General features: G+C 63.9%; 12 protein-coding genes. 5 read left to right on the top strand and 7 right to left on the bottom strand.

The annotated features are described in order from the left end of the window. Window positions 1-69: 69 nt before the first annotated feature. The 5 genes from AC559A_RS06370 to AC559A_RS06350 are packed head-to-tail and all read left to right on the top strand — an operon-like array spanning window position 70 to window position 5,133. Window positions 70-1,224 (top strand): glycosyltransferase family 4 protein, encoded by a 1,155-nt coding sequence (locus AC559A_RS06370; RefSeq protein ID WP_498816897.1) that lies wholly within the window; start codon window positions 70-72, stop codon window positions 1,222-1,224. Beyond that, window positions 1,221-2,078, top strand: a complete 858-nt coding sequence (locus AC559A_RS06365) for a hypothetical protein (protein WP_498816896.1) — start codon at window positions 1,221-1,223, stop codon at window positions 2,076-2,078. The genes AC559A_RS06370 and AC559A_RS06365 overlap by 4 nt, the downstream gene beginning before the upstream one ends. Before the next feature lie 6 nt (window positions 2,079-2,084). After that, on the top strand, window positions 2,085-3,101 hold the full coding sequence (locus tag AC559A_RS06360; RefSeq protein ID WP_498816895.1) for a glycosyltransferase family 9 protein: 1,017 nt from the start codon (window positions 2,085-2,087) through the stop codon (window positions 3,099-3,101). Then, a complete protein-coding gene (locus AC559A_RS06355) occupies window positions 3,098-4,288 on the top strand; it encodes a glycosyltransferase family 4 protein (RefSeq protein ID WP_028573329.1) in 1,191 nt (396 codons plus the stop codon). The genes AC559A_RS06360 and AC559A_RS06355 overlap by 4 nt, the downstream gene beginning before the upstream one ends. Next, window positions 4,285-5,133: a glycosyltransferase family 2 protein gene (locus tag AC559A_RS06350; protein ID WP_498816893.1), complete on the top strand. Its 849-nt coding sequence runs from the start codon at window positions 4,285-4,287 to the stop codon at window positions 5,131-5,133. The genes AC559A_RS06355 and AC559A_RS06350 overlap by 4 nt, the downstream gene beginning before the upstream one ends. 34 nt (window positions 5,134-5,167) lie before the next feature. Here the strand turns inward: AC559A_RS06350 and AC559A_RS06345 are convergent, their stop codons facing one another. The 7 genes from AC559A_RS06345 to rlmD all read right to left on the bottom strand — a co-directional run bounded on the left by AC559A_RS06345 (window position 5,168) and on the right by rlmD (window position 14,136). After that, window positions 5,168-6,199, bottom strand: a complete 1,032-nt coding sequence (locus tag AC559A_RS06345; protein ID WP_498816891.1) for a glycosyltransferase — start codon at window positions 6,197-6,199, stop codon at window positions 5,168-5,170. Further along, window positions 6,196-7,155, bottom strand: a complete 960-nt coding sequence (locus AC559A_RS06340; RefSeq protein ID WP_498816889.1) for a class I SAM-dependent methyltransferase — start codon at window positions 7,153-7,155, stop codon at window positions 6,196-6,198. Before AC559A_RS06340 ends, AC559A_RS06345 begins: the two co-directional genes overlap by 4 nt. After that, window positions 7,139-8,446: an O-antigen ligase family protein gene (locus AC559A_RS06335; protein ID WP_498816887.1), complete on the bottom strand. Its 1,308-nt coding sequence runs from the start codon at window positions 8,444-8,446 to the stop codon at window positions 7,139-7,141. Before AC559A_RS06335 ends, AC559A_RS06340 begins: the two co-directional genes overlap by 17 nt. Before the next feature lie 48 nt (window positions 8,447-8,494). Then, on the bottom strand, window positions 8,495-10,522 hold the full coding sequence (locus AC559A_RS06330; RefSeq protein ID WP_498816886.1) for an LTA synthase family protein: 2,028 nt from the start codon (window positions 10,520-10,522) through the stop codon (window positions 8,495-8,497). Between the two features lie 91 nt (window positions 10,523-10,613). Then, window positions 10,614-11,246: a hypothetical protein gene (locus AC559A_RS06325; RefSeq protein ID WP_498816884.1), complete on the bottom strand. Its 633-nt coding sequence runs from the start codon at window positions 11,244-11,246 to the stop codon at window positions 10,614-10,616. Continuing rightward, the gene (locus AC559A_RS06320) at window positions 11,243-12,583 is read right to left on the bottom strand and encodes a sialidase family protein (protein ID WP_498816883.1); all 1,341 of its coding nucleotides are present in this window, start codon (window positions 12,581-12,583) and stop codon (window positions 11,243-11,245) included. The genes AC559A_RS06325 and AC559A_RS06320 overlap by 4 nt, the downstream gene beginning before the upstream one ends. Window positions 12,584-12,684: 101 nt before the next feature. After that, the gene (gene rlmD, locus AC559A_RS06315; RefSeq protein WP_498816882.1) at window positions 12,685-14,136 is read right to left on the bottom strand and encodes a 23S rRNA (uracil(1939)-C(5))-methyltransferase RlmD; all 1,452 of its coding nucleotides are present in this window, start codon (window positions 14,134-14,136) and stop codon (window positions 12,685-12,687) included. Between the last annotated feature and the right edge of the window lie 6 nt (window positions 14,137-14,142).

Genomic DNA, 14,142 nt, shown 5'->3' with positions numbered 1-14,142 from the left:
CGACGAACCTAAGCCCTCAGGCCGCCTCTCAGGCGGCCTGAGACGTTTTCTCCCAGCCCCCCGTCACGCATGCCCTTCCGACCCAAGCCCTTAACCATCATCCACACCGAAGCCTCGGACGCCTGGGGCGGGCAGGACATTCGGGTCTTCACCGAGGCGCTTTGGCTTCGGGACCGGGGGCATCGCGTGCACCTGTTCACTCCGGCCCACGGCGAGCTGTTCCGGCGCGCCCGGGAGGCGGGGCTGGACTGTGAAGCGATTTCCTTTGCCAAGCGGACCAAGCCAACGGACTTTGTGCGCCTGATGCGGCGGTTCACGGCCATCCGGCCGGACGTGGTCTGCACCCACAGCAGCGTGGACAGTTGGGTGGGATTGACGGCTGCCAGGGCGTGCAAGGTCCCGGCGGCGATCCGCTATCGCCACGTGAGTACGCCGGTGGGGAATAATTTCATGAATCGGTGGCAGTATCGCAGGTTGTGCGACCACGTGGTGACCACGGCCGGGATGATACGGGACGAACTGCGCCGCCCCCTGGGCCTGCCGCCGGACAAGGTCAGCTCCATTCCCACGGGCATCGCCGCGCCGGACATGCCTACGCGGAACCGGGCCCGGGGCGAATTGCTGAAACGTTTCAACCTTCCGGACAACGCCCAGCTCATCGGTCAGGTTTCGGTCTTGCGCAGTTGGAAAGGACAGTACGTGCTCATCGACGCGTTTGAACGTCTGGCCGCCAAGCTGCCCGATGCCCGCCTGCTCCTGGTGGGCGGGGGGCCGGTCATGGGCGACTATTCCAAACGTAGCCGGGAAAGCCCGTTTGCCTCACGCATCCTGCTGCCCGGCCATCAGGAAGACGTCTGGCCGTTTTTTCGCGGTCTGGACGTGGCCGTGCTGGCCAGCACGAAAAACGAAGGCATCCCCCAGGCCGGGCTGCAGGCCATGTTCGCGCGGTGTCCCTTCGTGGGCACGGCTGTCGGCGGGATCCCGGAAATCGTGGATCACCAGCGCACCGGCCTGCTCGTCCCCCCCAGCGACCCAGGGGCCCTGTCCGCCGCGATCACCCGAGTGCTCCATCAGCCGGACATGGCGAGATCAATGACGGACAACGCCCTGAACATGGTCCAAGCCGAATTCACACTTTCCGGCATGGGCCGCCGAATCGAAGCATTACAGCTTCGGCTCATGGACGAAACGAGTCAGAAGAGTCAAAAGCAGGCACGAAAATGAATACCCCCGAGCCGTCCAGCTTGCACCGGATTCCGGACAAATCCCACATCAAGCTGAGCTACGTCACCCACTACTATCTGGATCAGAAACGCCCGGACACGGTCCTGGACCTTCTGGCCCGGTATCAGCGGTACGCGCCGGAGTTGCTGGACATGATCCAATTCGTGGTGGTGGACGACTGCTCGCCGCTGCGGTTTGAGGTGCCTGACCTGGACCTGAACCTGACCTGGCTGCGCATCACCGACGACATCCCCTGGAACCAAGGCGGAGCGCGGAATCTTGGCGTGACCTACGCCGCTTCGGACAAGGTGCTGCTCACGGACATCGACCATGAATTTCCCGAAGCCACCCTGGGCAGGATGGTCCGGATGCGGGAGTGCGGCCGAGATTTTTTCAAGATCTACCGGACCGATCCGGTAACCGGAAAACTGCGCCACGGACACTCCAACACCTTCCTGCTCTCCCGGGCCAGATTTCTTCGGCTCTACGGCTATGACGAGGAATTCTGCGGCCATTACGGGGCCGAGGACTACCGCTTCGTCAAGTTCCAGAAATATCATGGTTCCAGACAGCGCTATCTCCCCAAGAAGTATCGCTGCATCCCTCGGATCGACCTGGACCGGGACGAGGCCTATCACGGACTGGAGCGCGACCTGTCCCACAACACGCCCATTGATGCCCGCAAGGAATACGAAATGAAGCAGTACGGCAAAGACGCCGGGCACAGCCGGATGTTTCTGCGCTTTCGCTGGGAAGTGGTTCTGGAGAAGTCTCGGGACGTGCGCATCCAGCGCAAGCGCAATCCGCTGTGGCAGAAGTCATGGTACTGGCGCTGGCTCGTGGGAGAACGGTGAACGAGCATGAAATTTCTGTTCGTCAAACTCAAGCACATCGGGGACAGCCTATTGCTGACGCCCACGATCCGCTCCGTCCGGGCGATCCATCCCCGGGCTGAAATCTGGGTGGTGGTGCGCCGGGGTTGCGAAGGCATTCTGGCCGGGTGCCCGGACATCGACCGGGTGCTCACCGCCGCCGCACCGGAGAAAAACAAACGCCGACCCTGGAACTGGGCCTCGGACTTCGGCTTGGCCGCCGCCGTTCGCCGGGAACGCTTCGACTACGCCTTTGAACTGGGCGACGGCGACCGGGGCCGCTGGCTGACCCTGATCAGCGGGGCGCGCCACCGTTGCGCCAATGCCGCGGGCCGACCGCTGCACTGGTGGTGGAAACGAACCTTCACGGACTTTTCCGACTTCTGGTGGTACAAAAGCCATCAGGTGGAAAAAGATTATTATACGGTCAGCGACTGTCTGCCCGAGCCGCTCCCCCTGCCCATTCCGCCCTTGTCCTTTGCCAGGGACCGGACCCGGCCCTGGTCACCGGCAGGCAATCTGACGCGCTTCGCCGTGCTCCACCCCGGAACGCGCTGGTCCATCAAGCGCTGGCCGGAACAACGCTGGCGGGAACTTTGCGCCAGGCTGCTGGAGCGCGTCCCGTCCGTCGTGCTCAGTTGCGGTCCGGACCCGGAAGAGGTCCGGTTGTGCACCGCCCTGAGCAGATCGGCCCCCGGACGGATCATCAGCACGTCCGGTCAAACCTCCTGGGCCCAGTTGGCCGGCCTGCTGCACAGGGCCGTCTTGTTCGTGGGCGTGGACACCGCGGCCATGCACCTCGCCGCGGCCTGCTCCTGCCCCACCGCGGCCCTGTTCATGGGCTCGAGCCCCATTGAATGGGCCCCCTGGCAAACCCGGCACGTGGTGATCCAACCCGAACCAGCGGACGAAGAATCGCCCCCTGGGTCGCCTGCGGAGCGGATCAGCGTCAACATGGTGCTCCAGGCCTGCGACGAGCTGCTCCGGGACGAAGGCCGGACATGAGCACGCTCTTTTTCGTCGTCAACCAGGACCCCTTCGACGGCTCGGCTCACGGCCTCTACTGCCTGCGCAACTGCCGGGCCCTGGCCGACGCGGCCCCGGAAAATACCGTGCGACTGGTCTATCCCGGTGCGTTGCTGGGAGTGCCGCTCCGCGCATCCCCCCGCGACCAAACCGTTTCCGACGACCTCAACCGCATGGGGCTTTCCTCTCCGCCCAATCTGCGCTTGCATCCCCTGCCCGCCCTGCGTCGGGCCAGAGGCCGTCGCGGCGTGACGGTCAACGCGGTCTATTACTGGGCGTGTCTTCTGTTCCTGCGCCGCCGGATGCGCCCGGGAGACACGCTGGCCAGCGCCAGTTTTGCCGGATTGACGAGATTCCTCTTCCGTCGGCCGGAGCTGGAGCGGAACGTGCGACGGGTTTATGAAGTGCATCAGTTGACGCATCTGGAGCAGGGTCCGGAATCCAAGGCGGCCAGAGTCGAACAGGCCGTGTTTTCCGATGCGGACGTTCTGCTGACCACCACTGAGGTTCTTCGCGACCAGCTTCAGAAGCTTGTTCCCGGCAAGCCAGTGACCAGCCTGGGGCTGGCCTGCGGCTTTGACCCTGAAACCGTCCCTCCACCCGAGCCGGACGCTTCCCGCCCCTTCACCCTGGCCTATATCGGCTCCCTCTACCCGGAGCAGGGCGTCCAGTGGCTCATGGGGGCTTGGAGCGAGATCATGGAGCGGGTCCATGCGCCCTTGCGGCTGAAGATCGCCGGAGGGAGTCCTCGGGAGGTGGAAGCCTTGCGCGGACAGACCGTCGGGCGCGAGGAGACGGTCCAGGTCCACGGGCCGGTGGCTCCTGGGAAACTGCCCCGGTTCTTGCAGGACGTGGACGCCCTGATCATCCCGGCCCTGAACCGGGGTCGCATGCCGTACGTGGCCATCACCAAGGCCTATGACTATCCGGGATTGAATCGCCCGATTCTGGCCGCGAACCTGCCCAGCATCGCGGAGGTGCTGCGACCGGGGCGGGAGGCGGTGCTGTTCGCCCCGGAGGACGCCGCTGGAGTGGCCGATGCCCTTGCCCGGATCGTGCGCGACGCGGACCTTGTCCGAACCCTGACGGCCAATTGCCGGGCCCGCCGGGAGGAGTTCACCTGGGAAAACCGTTCAACAGCCTGGTGGCAAGCCGCGAGGCCATGAAAATCTCCATCATCACCCCCACGTGGAACCGGGCCGAACGGCTGCGTTCATCCCTGGAAAGCGTCGCCAACCAGCGGACCCCGCCCTGGGAGCACGTCGTGGTGGATAACCTGTCCACGGACGGCACCGCGGAGCTGGTTGCCGAATACGCCCGCACGGCTCCCTACCCGGTGCGCCACCTCCGGGAAGCGGACGGAGGCATCTATCAAGCCATGAACAAGGGCCTCGCCCTGACCACGGGCGAAGTCCTGCATTTTCTCAACGACGACGACATGCTCTTCGGGCCGGATGTGCTGACCTCCATGAGTCGGTGTCTGAAGCTTACGGACGCGGACATCGTTTTCGGGGACGTGGTTCTGCTGGACGAAGGGCATAAGCAGGTCCAGAGTTATCGCCGCCACCGTCAGATGAATCGGCTGACCCTGGTGGAGCGGACCATCACCCAGCAGGCCATCTTCTATCTTCGGGACGTCTTTGACCGGTGCGGGACGTTCGACACCCGGCTGCGCATCACCGCGGATCACGAATGGCTGCTCCGGGCGTTTCTCAAGCACGGTATCCGGGGTATCTACCTGAAACGCCCGGTGGCCGTGTTCCGCATCGGCGGCGTGTCCAACGACCCGGCATCCGAGGCGGCCCACCGTCGGGAGCGGGAAGAGGTCACCCGAAAGTATTTTTCCCCCCGCGAAATTCGGGCGGCCCAGATATTTCGCCGTCTGGCGCGCAAGCTGCCCTTCGGTGCGGCGGCCCTGAATCTCTTTGTGCCCCTGCGCCTGGACGTCCGAACCCTGCGGGAAAAAAACGGCCAACTCCGATCCGATCCCCTGGCCTGGATCGATCTGTGATCCTGCCAGGCCACCAAGCTACCACACGACCACCCTACCAATTAGCGAGAAAATCGGCGTACCCATCCAGCCCGCTTTTCCAGTTGGCATACCCCTGTTCATGCTCCTCCCGGGCCGTCGCGCCGAGGTGGTCCGGGTCGATCCGGCGCAGCGCCGACCCGACCTGACCGACGCCGACCATGTGGTAGAGGTATGGCTGTGGCTTCCCCGTAAGGCGGTGCCAGCGCTTGCCCAGGGACTTGCGCCATTTATGCACGGCGCGAGAGGAGGAGCGAAACAGATGGCCGCTGTGGCCGTGGACCACGTATTCGTTGGTTGCCGGACCGTCGTAGGCCAAAACGCAGGCACCGCGGGCCATGGATTGGAGCACGGTCAGGCCCACGCCTTCGCGGGCCCGGGGGGCTAGGCAGAGGGAGCTTTGCCCCAGGAGCCGTTGATGCTCGGCGTCCGGGAGGAAGTCGCGGATGGTCAGCACACGGGTTTTTCCCAGGCTCTCCGGCAGAGCCAAGCCTGGATGGTCGTATCCCGGGTCAGGGCGATGGACGTGGATCAATTTCTCCACGGCCAGATCGGCGCAAATGCGGCGGATGGCCGCTTCGCTGTACAGGCCGACCCGGTTCCAATAGATCATGGTCCGCTCGGAATCTCGCCGGACAGGCTCAAACCGTTCTGGTTCGAAATAGAATCGCACTCGCAGCGTGGGCAGACCGAAGCGCCGCGCAAGCTGCTCCACGGGCCGGGAAAAGGCCACGATGCGCGGCCGGGCCGGCGACCGGGCCAGCCCGGCCCAGAAGGACTCGGGCCACCGGGCCACGTTGTCCCACATGGGTAGCCAGACGATCCGGGCCGTGTCCCGGCGCAGCAGTTCCGGAGGCGGGGGCAGTTGGCAGAAAATCAGGGGCCGTCCGGGATCACGGTCCAAGACGTCCAGGGGTGCTTGGGGTTTCTGGTCCCAGGGGGTCAAGGCGATGTCCAGCATGCCGCGCAACGGCGCTGCCAGGATTTCCTGGAAGGCATTGCTCACGGCGGTATGCCAGGGCATGCAGAACGCGGGAATCGGGGTCATTTGGGCCGATCCGTTTCAAATGCCTCCGGCCTGTCGGGACGTGGGCAGGCCGTGCGCCGGGCGTCCTCGGGAAGCAGGCTTCGCGGATGTTTGACCGGGAACATCCGCTTGTTCAGGGACCGTCGCCAGCGTTCCAGGAGCCGTTCCAGGGAGGCGAGGACGCCCCTGGGCCGGGCCAGGGGATCAGCGGAAAACGTTCGCCTGGTCAGCAGATGCAGGGCCGTGCCGTCGGAATAGAGGGTCGTGCCTGTTTTCTCGGCCAGCACGCGCAGGGCGGGCAGGGTGTAGAAGGTGACGTGCTGCCCGGTCTGAGGGCAAAAGTACCACCAGTCGTCCACGCCGCGGGGCGGGGGGTCGGGTTGCAGGCGGGTGGAAAAAAGCAAGGCATCGGTATGCTCCAGCAGGTGGCGTACCGTTGCCGTCGGCTCTTCCAGATGCTCCAGCAGCTCAAAGGCCGTGATCGCCTCGAAGCTCCGGTCCGCCAAGCCCGTCTGGCTCGCCCGGTCCGCCAGGCCCTTCAGTTCCGGGATGTCGAAGCCCTGGGCGAAGATATTCGCGCACAGCGGGTCATGGCGATGAAAATCAAATCCCTCGTCCCGCATCAGCCGGACCATCAGCCCGTACCCCCCGGCGTAGTCCAGAAATCGTCCGGCCGGATCGAAATGGGCCGGCAGGATGTTCCGCAGCTTGGCCGCGAGTTCCAGGTTGCGCCGCACCAGGCCCACGTCCTGGACGGCGATGGCCTGATCGTAGGCCTCGTCCAGCCAATATGGCGGTTCGGTCTGGATCAGGCCGCACCCGGAACAACGGAAATAGGTCGCGTCGTGCTTGTCCAGGATGCGGGCCTGGAAGATCGGCACGGTTCGTTCCTCGCAAACCCGGCACGGCTCAGGCTGGTCCCGATTTGCCGAAGGCGGCTGGGAAGATGATTGGCGCGGTTCAGATTTTTCCAGCATGATCAGCGTCCCGCCGGGCGCGGATTTCCGCGGCAATGACCAGTCCCACGGGCAGCCAGAACTGGATCCACATGGGGGATATCTTGGACAGGGTCAGGTACCCGGCGGAGATGCCGAAGACCAGAGGGTAGAGCACGATGGCCGGAAGCAGGAAGCCGCCGGTGCGGCGATATGCCCGCCACGCCCCGCGCAGGGCCAGAGCGGCCAGGGCCAGGAGCAGGAAGGTCCCGACCAGGCCTCCGAAATGCAGATTTTCCAGGTACAGGTTGTGGGCCACGCCGTGCAGCTCTCCGCTGGCGGAGATCAAGTCCTGGTGCTCGTTCAGCCCGAATCCGAACCAGGGCCGCTCCCAGGCCCGCTCCAGAGCCAGGGCCCATATCTCGCCGCGCACGCCCAGCCTCCGTTCCACCCCGATCATCCCCTCGGGATGGTGCAAAGAAAACACAATCACGGTCAGAATGGCCACGCCGAGTACGGCCAGGACCATCACCAGCCGCCGGTCGCCCTGAATCAGCAATCCCAACCCCACCACCAGGGCAATGCCCACCAAGGCCCCCCGGGTCTGCGTCAGAACCACGAAAACCAAAACAGCCACCAACGCCGCCCCACCGATCCAACTCCAGAGAGCGTTGGTTCCGCCTTCCGCCTCCTGACTCCTGACTCCTGACTCCTGACTCCTGGCTTTTGTCCCCCCTCGGGCAATCAATCCGAAAACCAAAAAAACGGCCACAAAACCATACAGCCCGGCGGAATCAATGGGATGCCCGGCCAGGCCGATGTCCACGGCCCGGCTCTCCAGCCCGCCCAGCATGGGGATGTGTTTGCCGGAGTAGAACACGTACACGGATAGCAAGGCCGCGACCCCGGCCACGCAGGCCAGCCATTTGGCCAGCAGGCGCGGGAAGTCGTCCACGTTCAGGGCGTAAAAAGCGGTGATGGCCAGAAAGCTGAACAGGATGACCAGGGTCCGGGCCTCGTTGTAGAAGACGTATCCCCCGGACGCCGAGGACCAGAACAGAGTGATCCAGAGGTAGCCGAGAAACGCCAGGGCCGCGAGGAAGACCGGCGAACCGGGCAGATCGGCCCAGTACCTCCGTCCAACCTGGATCAGGAAGGGCGCCAGGACCAGGACGTAGTAGATATTGCGGTGCAGCCGGACCTTGTCCGTGACGAACAGGGAGCACAGGAACAGACAGAATATTCCGGCCCAGAGCATCCTGGCCCGGTCCGAGGCAAGAATCCGGCGCAAGGAATCCAGGGCATGGGTCAGGGAGGCGACGTGGTGCTGCATGGTGCGACTGGAAGGTGCGGCCGGAAAGCGGGGGAGAACGGGGTCGACTTACTTGTCGACAGAACCCGAGCCGTGATCGCGATGGGGGTTGTGGTTCATCATATAGCGCGTGGTCTCGTACAGGCCGCGGGTCAAATCCCGCATCCCGGCGGCGGTTTCCGGGTGCTGGTCCATCAGGTTGGGCCGGGAATCCTCGGCATGGATCAGGTGCAGGGACTGTCCTGCCCCGTCCAGATGCATCCGGAAGTAGAACCGGTCGTTGATCACGCCGATGTTCGGGACCGCGCCGTGGGTCATCACAAAGGCGTGGCGATCCTGGTCAAAGCGCGGATTGAACAGATCCCGGCCCAGGGTGGTGTTCACGTGAGCATGCCCGGTCAGGCTGGCCATTGTCGTCATCACGTCCATCTCGCTGGCCACGGCGTCCAGGACCCGACCCTCGGGAAACAGAGCCGGGGCGTGGATTACCAGGGGGACGCGGAATTGGGCCAAGCCCAGTTGAATCTCCGAAGGGTAAGAATGCACCGCCGCTTCGGTGAGATGGCCGTGATCCCCGAAAAAGAAGAACACCGTGTCCTGGTAATAGTCCGCGGACCTGGCCATGTCCATGAACCGGCCCACGGCATGGTCCATGAAACGGAAGGAATTCAATTCGGCCAGGGAATGGAAGCCATGGCTGACCAGCATTTCCTGGGACACGTCGTCGCGAATCTCAAAACCGTCGTTATTCTCCGGAATGGTATAGGGCCGATGATTGCCCGAGGTCAGGAGGATGGCCAGGAAGGGGCTGGTCTGCTCCTGGAGAACACCGTGGGCCTCCCGAAACAAGTCCAGGTCCGAGATGCCCCAGACATCACCGCGGGGAGAGGCGTAGTCGCCTTCTTCATAAATTTGCAGGCCCTGAATGTTGCCCTGGAGCAGCCCTCGAATATTCCCCCAACTGGCGCTGCCGCCCAGAAAAAAGAATTTCTCGTAACCTTCCAGAGCGTTGCTGATCATATGTTGGTTGATGATCGTGGGATTGCGGGAGGCGGTGCTGCGCAGTTGGACGTCGGGCAGGCCGGTGGTCGCGGTGAACACGGACCGGGCCGTTCCGGCGGTGGGGGTGAAGAAGTTCGGAAACAACAGGCTTTCCGAGGCCAATCGGTCGAAATTCGGCGTCGGGTCCAGCGGATTGCCGGACCAGCCGGTCTTGTACGTGGTAAAGGACTCCAGCAGGACGATGACCACGTTCAGCGGACGGTCCGGCTGAAACATGGGCTCGACGCGGCGGACAAAGTCCATGCGGTCCGGATCGGGATGGTCCACGCCCAAATACCCGGCTATCAGTGGATAGGCGGCGCGCACGGCGTCCTCGTCGTACTCCAGGGCCCCGGTCTTGAAGGTGTCGAAAAAGTAGAGAACCGGGTTGGACGCCACGGCAGGGGCGAAGACATGGGTGGAGAAAAAGGCGTCGCTCCAGCGCAGCGGATACCAGGAAAGCTTGCCGTAGATTCCGCCGGCGAACAGCCCCAGGCAGGCCACGATGATCAGGACCCGCTGCCAAAGGCGCGGAGGAGCGTACTCGGCCCCGGCGCAACGCCTGGCCAGGCAGGCGTAAAGCAGGCCCAGCAAAGCGAACAAAACCAGCAGCCCCACCAGCCAGGGCAGGACCGGATAGCTCTCCCAGACCATCTGCGCGGAGATCAGCGGGTTGGAGAGAAACCGCAGGGCCGTGGAGTCCAGGCGGGTGAGCAGGTAGGCGTAGTGGCCGAAATCCGTGACGTAGAATCCGGCCGCCCCCAGGGTGACCACCCCCAGATACCCCCCCCAGAACCTCCGCCCGGCCCGAGTAAACAGGGGGTGGATCCACTTGACCCAGCCCAGCAGAAACATCGGCGCGAGCATGAGCAGGGTCAGCCGCAGATCGAACTTCAGGCCGACGTACAGGGCCGGAAAGAGTTCGCCTACTCCGAGGGGGTCGTGGGGATTGTCGAAGACCAGCCAGAAAGCCAGCCGAGCAGCGCTGAAGACCGCCAGATAAAACAGTATGACGGCCAGATAAAAACGGATCAAGGGTGGAATGCGGTGGAGCATGGTCCGACTCGAAAACAGTTCTGGGTATAAGGTTCAAAAACGGCGATCTTCTATGGTGGAAGCGCGAGGCGGTATTGAAAGAGGTTCGGTCCTATCCTTGACCACGTCCGGTCACCCGTCGAACGGCGAGAACACAGAGGGCTCCGAAGGCGAAAAGGGTCAGGGGCAAATCCGTCAGATGGTCCCACAGATTGCTGGAGGACAGCAGTTCCAGGCCGGCCGTCAGAAGCGCCGCGCCCAGGATAAAAACGATCCCGTGCAGACGCAAGGCCAGGGCGACGAACCCGAGCAGGCTGATCCCCGCGAGCATGGGCGTGGAAAAGTAGCCCCAGTCGTAGAGATCGAAGCGGGTCAGCCCCAGGGCCGTGGGATAGAGCACCAGGCCGACCGCGCCGATGCCCGCCAGCAAAATCAGACTCTGAGACGGATCAATCACGGCCCGACCACGAAACCGTCCTGTCAGGGCCGCGCAGGCCAGAACCAGAGTGGTCACGCTGAATTCGCCCAGCAGCCCTCGCAGCCTATAAACCGGCGGAGCTTCGCCAAGAGGAAGGAACAACGCGGCCAGAGTCGCAAGAAACAGCAACCCAAGCTTGATCGGCGACCAATGCACTCCCCATGAAAAACGGGAGGGAAGTGCGGGGCTGGAGGCAACCAGGGTCACGCAGCAGGCCGCGACCACGGCGCTGGTCGCAAGGCCGATTTCCGGAGCGAACGCGTTCATGACGCGGGCTCCTGGTACGCCCGGTCTTCCAGGGGCAGGTCAGGCCGGGATTTCAGCCAGGCTGAACTGAAGGTTACATGGCGAATGAAGGCCCGGTTCCAGGTGTAAAAAAGATGATAGCGCCCCTTGGCGTCTCTGAGCAGCCACGGGTAGTCAAACCGGAAGTCGCAGATGGGACGCCCGGGCTCGCACTGGATTTCCGTGGCCGCCGCGGACACCGTTTCAGGGCTGAGCGGCATGTCCTCTTCCAAGACGGGCGTGTCCCGAGTCACGGCCTCGGGAAATTCTTCGGGCGAAAGCGGCGGCTGATGCGGTTCCACGTCATGAACAACGGCCCAGCCCCGCCCCTGATCCGTGGACCGCAGAAGAGCAAGCGAGGACCGATTGTACTCCGTGACGTTGGCCGCGGTCAGCAGAATAGTGACGTCGCCCAAGGTGCCTCCCAGGGCGGAATTGCGATTCATAATCTTGGTGCGCTCCGGCGCTGACCACGTCCGCCCGCCGTCCTTGGTCCGGCTGGCCCAGGCCCGTCGCGGCTTGTCCGAATCGGTGTTGCGCATCAGAGCCACGGCCCTGTGCGCATCGAGAGGAAAAATCACGGGCTGGATCGCGAACCGGCCGTGGGTGATCCGGCTTTTGCCCAGCACCCGGCCCTGATCGTCCAGGCGAAGATACTCGGAGAATTTGCCCAGAAATTCATGGTAAACGGGCAGGCCCATGGTTCCGTCGGCGTGGTGCACCACCGGTCCCTTGACCAGGGTGCTCACGTTCAGAAACGGAGAGGTGATCAGTTGGCGCGGCTTGCTCCAGGTTTGGCCGTTGTCTTCGGAAACGACCAGATTGATGGAACTCCCGCTCCAGCCGCCGAAGGACACGCTGACGTAGAAGAGCAGGATGCGGCCTTGCGGGTCCACGGTCGCCACGGGATTGCCGAGCTTGCGGACATGGCGGCGCTCCGCTCCGGCGGTTTCCTGCCTGGTAAGCAGCGGAGTCTCCTCGGTCCATTGCTGGAGATCGGGATCAAAGGCCGCCGTGAAAATCCGCACGTCCGCATGCCCCTCCCGGCTGCCCCCGAACCAGAACGCCTGGATCGCGCCGTCCGGGCGCTGCACGGCTGTAGCCGCATGCACCAACCGGGTCAGGCCGTCTGAAATGAAGCGGACCTGGTAAATCGGTTCTTCGGTCCCGGGTGCGGCTTCAGACTCGAAGTGTATCGCGAAGGGCGCATCCGCAAAGCCTCTGGTCGAAACCTGGTGATGGAACGCGACCAGCAGGGAGCCGACGAAAAAGAGCGCCCAGAATGCCGAGATCCAACGAAAGGTGCGGGGGGTTGTCATGGATGGGGGGGGTGCGAAAATTCTTGCTTGGCGTCCCTGGAGCCTTGCGCGAAGCGGATGGTTCATGCTGTTGACCGCCCCGCCTCAGGATAAACCGAATTTCAACGCGGGCGCAGCTCCGCGACGCACTCGATATGCGAGGTGTGGGGGAACATGTCAACCGGTTGGACGCGGCACAGATGATAGCCTAAGGCCAGCCGCTTGACGTCCCGGGCCAGGGTGGCCGGGTCGCAGGAGACCAGGATCAGTTTTGGCGCGCCGATTTCCAGCAGCCGGTCAACGACGTCGGCCCGCATTCCGGCCCGGGGCGGATCGGCGACGATCACGTCCGGACGCTCCGAGGAAGCACCACCGAGAACCTGGGGAATGGTCCGGCTTACGTCTCCGGCCTCAAAGCGGCAATTGGTTATCCCGTTCCGTCGGGCATTGGCCTGGGCGTCCCGCACAGCTTGCGGTTCGGTTTCAAAGCCGACCACCCGGGCCGCCTTTGCGGCCAAGCTCAGCGCCATGGCACCCACCCCGGAATACAGGTCCCATACGGTCTCCCGCCCCTTCAGTTCCGCGAAATCCGCGACAATGTCCCGAAGCTTTTCCGCAGCCCCGGAGTTGACCTGAAAAAAGGCCCGGCTGGAAATGGCCAGCTTCAGACCACCCAATTCATGGATCAATTCTTTCGGCCCGGTGACGGACACGGTCCGTTCGCCCTGGGCCACCAGGGCGCGGTCCATGCGCGTCTCGTGAACCACGGAGAGAGCCGTCAAGGAATGATGCGCCAGATTGTAAGACAGGTATTCCTCGAGACGCGGCCCGACCTCCCTGCCTTGAGGGTCGCTGCCGGTGATCACGGAAAGCATCAAATGGCCGGGATCGGCTCCATGACGCGCAACCACATGCCGCAAGAAACCTCGCCCCGTGTCCGGATCGTACGCCGACAGTCCGGCTTCCCCGGCCCATTTGCCGACCAGATTTGCCGCGTCGACCATAGTCTGAGGACAAAGTGCACAGGATCGAATGGGAACCACCGCGTTGGCCAGCCCTCGTGGACGCAACCCCACGGCCACGCCGGCCTTGACCGCGGCCAGGCCGGCGGTCGTGTCGCTCGGGCCGGTCGTGTAGGGCGTGTCGCTTGGGCCGGTCACGATCCTGGAAGCCGCTGCGAACTCCATCTTGTTGCGGTAGCCGTGGAGCAGCGGCGAGGCAATGGTCGGCATCACCTGGACGTCCTCGGCGGCGAGATGGCGCAGCGTTTCCCGGACCAGTTCCCGTTTCCAGTGCAGCTGTCGACCGTACTCCATGTGCAGCCAGTCGCATCCGCCGCAAACTCCGAAATGCGGGCAGAGCGGCGGTGTGTATTCCGGGGACTGCTCCTGAACCTGGACCAATTCCGCCCTGGCGTGCCGGGGTTTGACCGAAACAATCCGGGCAAGCACCCGCTGTCCCGGCAGAGCGCCGGGCATGAATACGGCCATCCCTTCGTGCCGGGCCAACCCGTCCCCGCCCAGCACGGGCTTGACCACATCCAAGGTCAGTTCTTGTCCGTCGTGAACAGCCATGTGCCG

The sequence above is a fragment of the Desulfonatronum zhilinae genome (assembly GCF_900182865.1).
Classification (GTDB): Bacteria; Desulfobacterota; Desulfovibrionia; order Desulfovibrionales; family Desulfonatronaceae; genus Desulfonatronum; species Desulfonatronum lacustre.
This window is presented reverse-complemented; position numbering and strand designations above follow the sequence as displayed.

Bases quoted from the DNA above. Each gene is read 5' to 3' on its own strand.
- AC559A_RS06325 (WP_498816884.1), bottom strand. From the start codon at position 11,246: ATGAACGCGTTCGCTCCGGAAATCGGCCTTGCGACCAGCGCCGTGGTC.
- AC559A_RS06360 (WP_498816895.1), top strand. From the start codon at position 2,085: ATGAAATTTCTGTTCGTCAAACTCAAGCACATCGGGGACAGCCTATTG.
- AC559A_RS06365 (WP_498816896.1), top strand. From the start codon at position 1,221: ATGAATACCCCCGAGCCGTCCAGCTTGCACCGGATTCCGGACAAATCC.
- AC559A_RS06370 (WP_498816897.1), top strand. From the start codon at position 70: ATGCCCTTCCGACCCAAGCCCTTAACCATCATCCACACCGAAGCCTCG.
- AC559A_RS06340 (WP_498816889.1), bottom strand. From the start codon at position 7,155: ATGCTGGAAAAATCTGAACCGCGCCAATCATCTTCCCAGCCGCCTTCG.
- AC559A_RS06320 (WP_498816883.1), bottom strand. From the start codon at position 12,583: ATGACAACCCCCCGCACCTTTCGTTGGATCTCGGCATTCTGGGCGCTC.
- AC559A_RS06345 (WP_498816891.1), bottom strand. From the start codon at position 6,199: ATGACCCCGATTCCCGCGTTCTGCATGCCCTGGCATACCGCCGTGAGC.
- AC559A_RS06330 (WP_498816886.1), bottom strand. From the start codon at position 10,522: ATGCTCCACCGCATTCCACCCTTGATCCGTTTTTATCTGGCCGTCATA.
- AC559A_RS06355 (WP_028573329.1), top strand. From the start codon at position 3,098: ATGAGCACGCTCTTTTTCGTCGTCAACCAGGACCCCTTCGACGGCTCG.
- AC559A_RS06335 (WP_498816887.1), bottom strand. From the start codon at position 8,446: ATGCAGCACCACGTCGCCTCCCTGACCCATGCCCTGGATTCCTTGCGC.
- rlmD (WP_498816882.1), bottom strand. From the start codon at position 14,136: ATGGCTGTTCACGACGGACAAGAACTGACCTTGGATGTGGTCAAGCCC.
- AC559A_RS06350 (WP_498816893.1), top strand. From the start codon at position 4,285: ATGAAAATCTCCATCATCACCCCCACGTGGAACCGGGCCGAACGGCTG.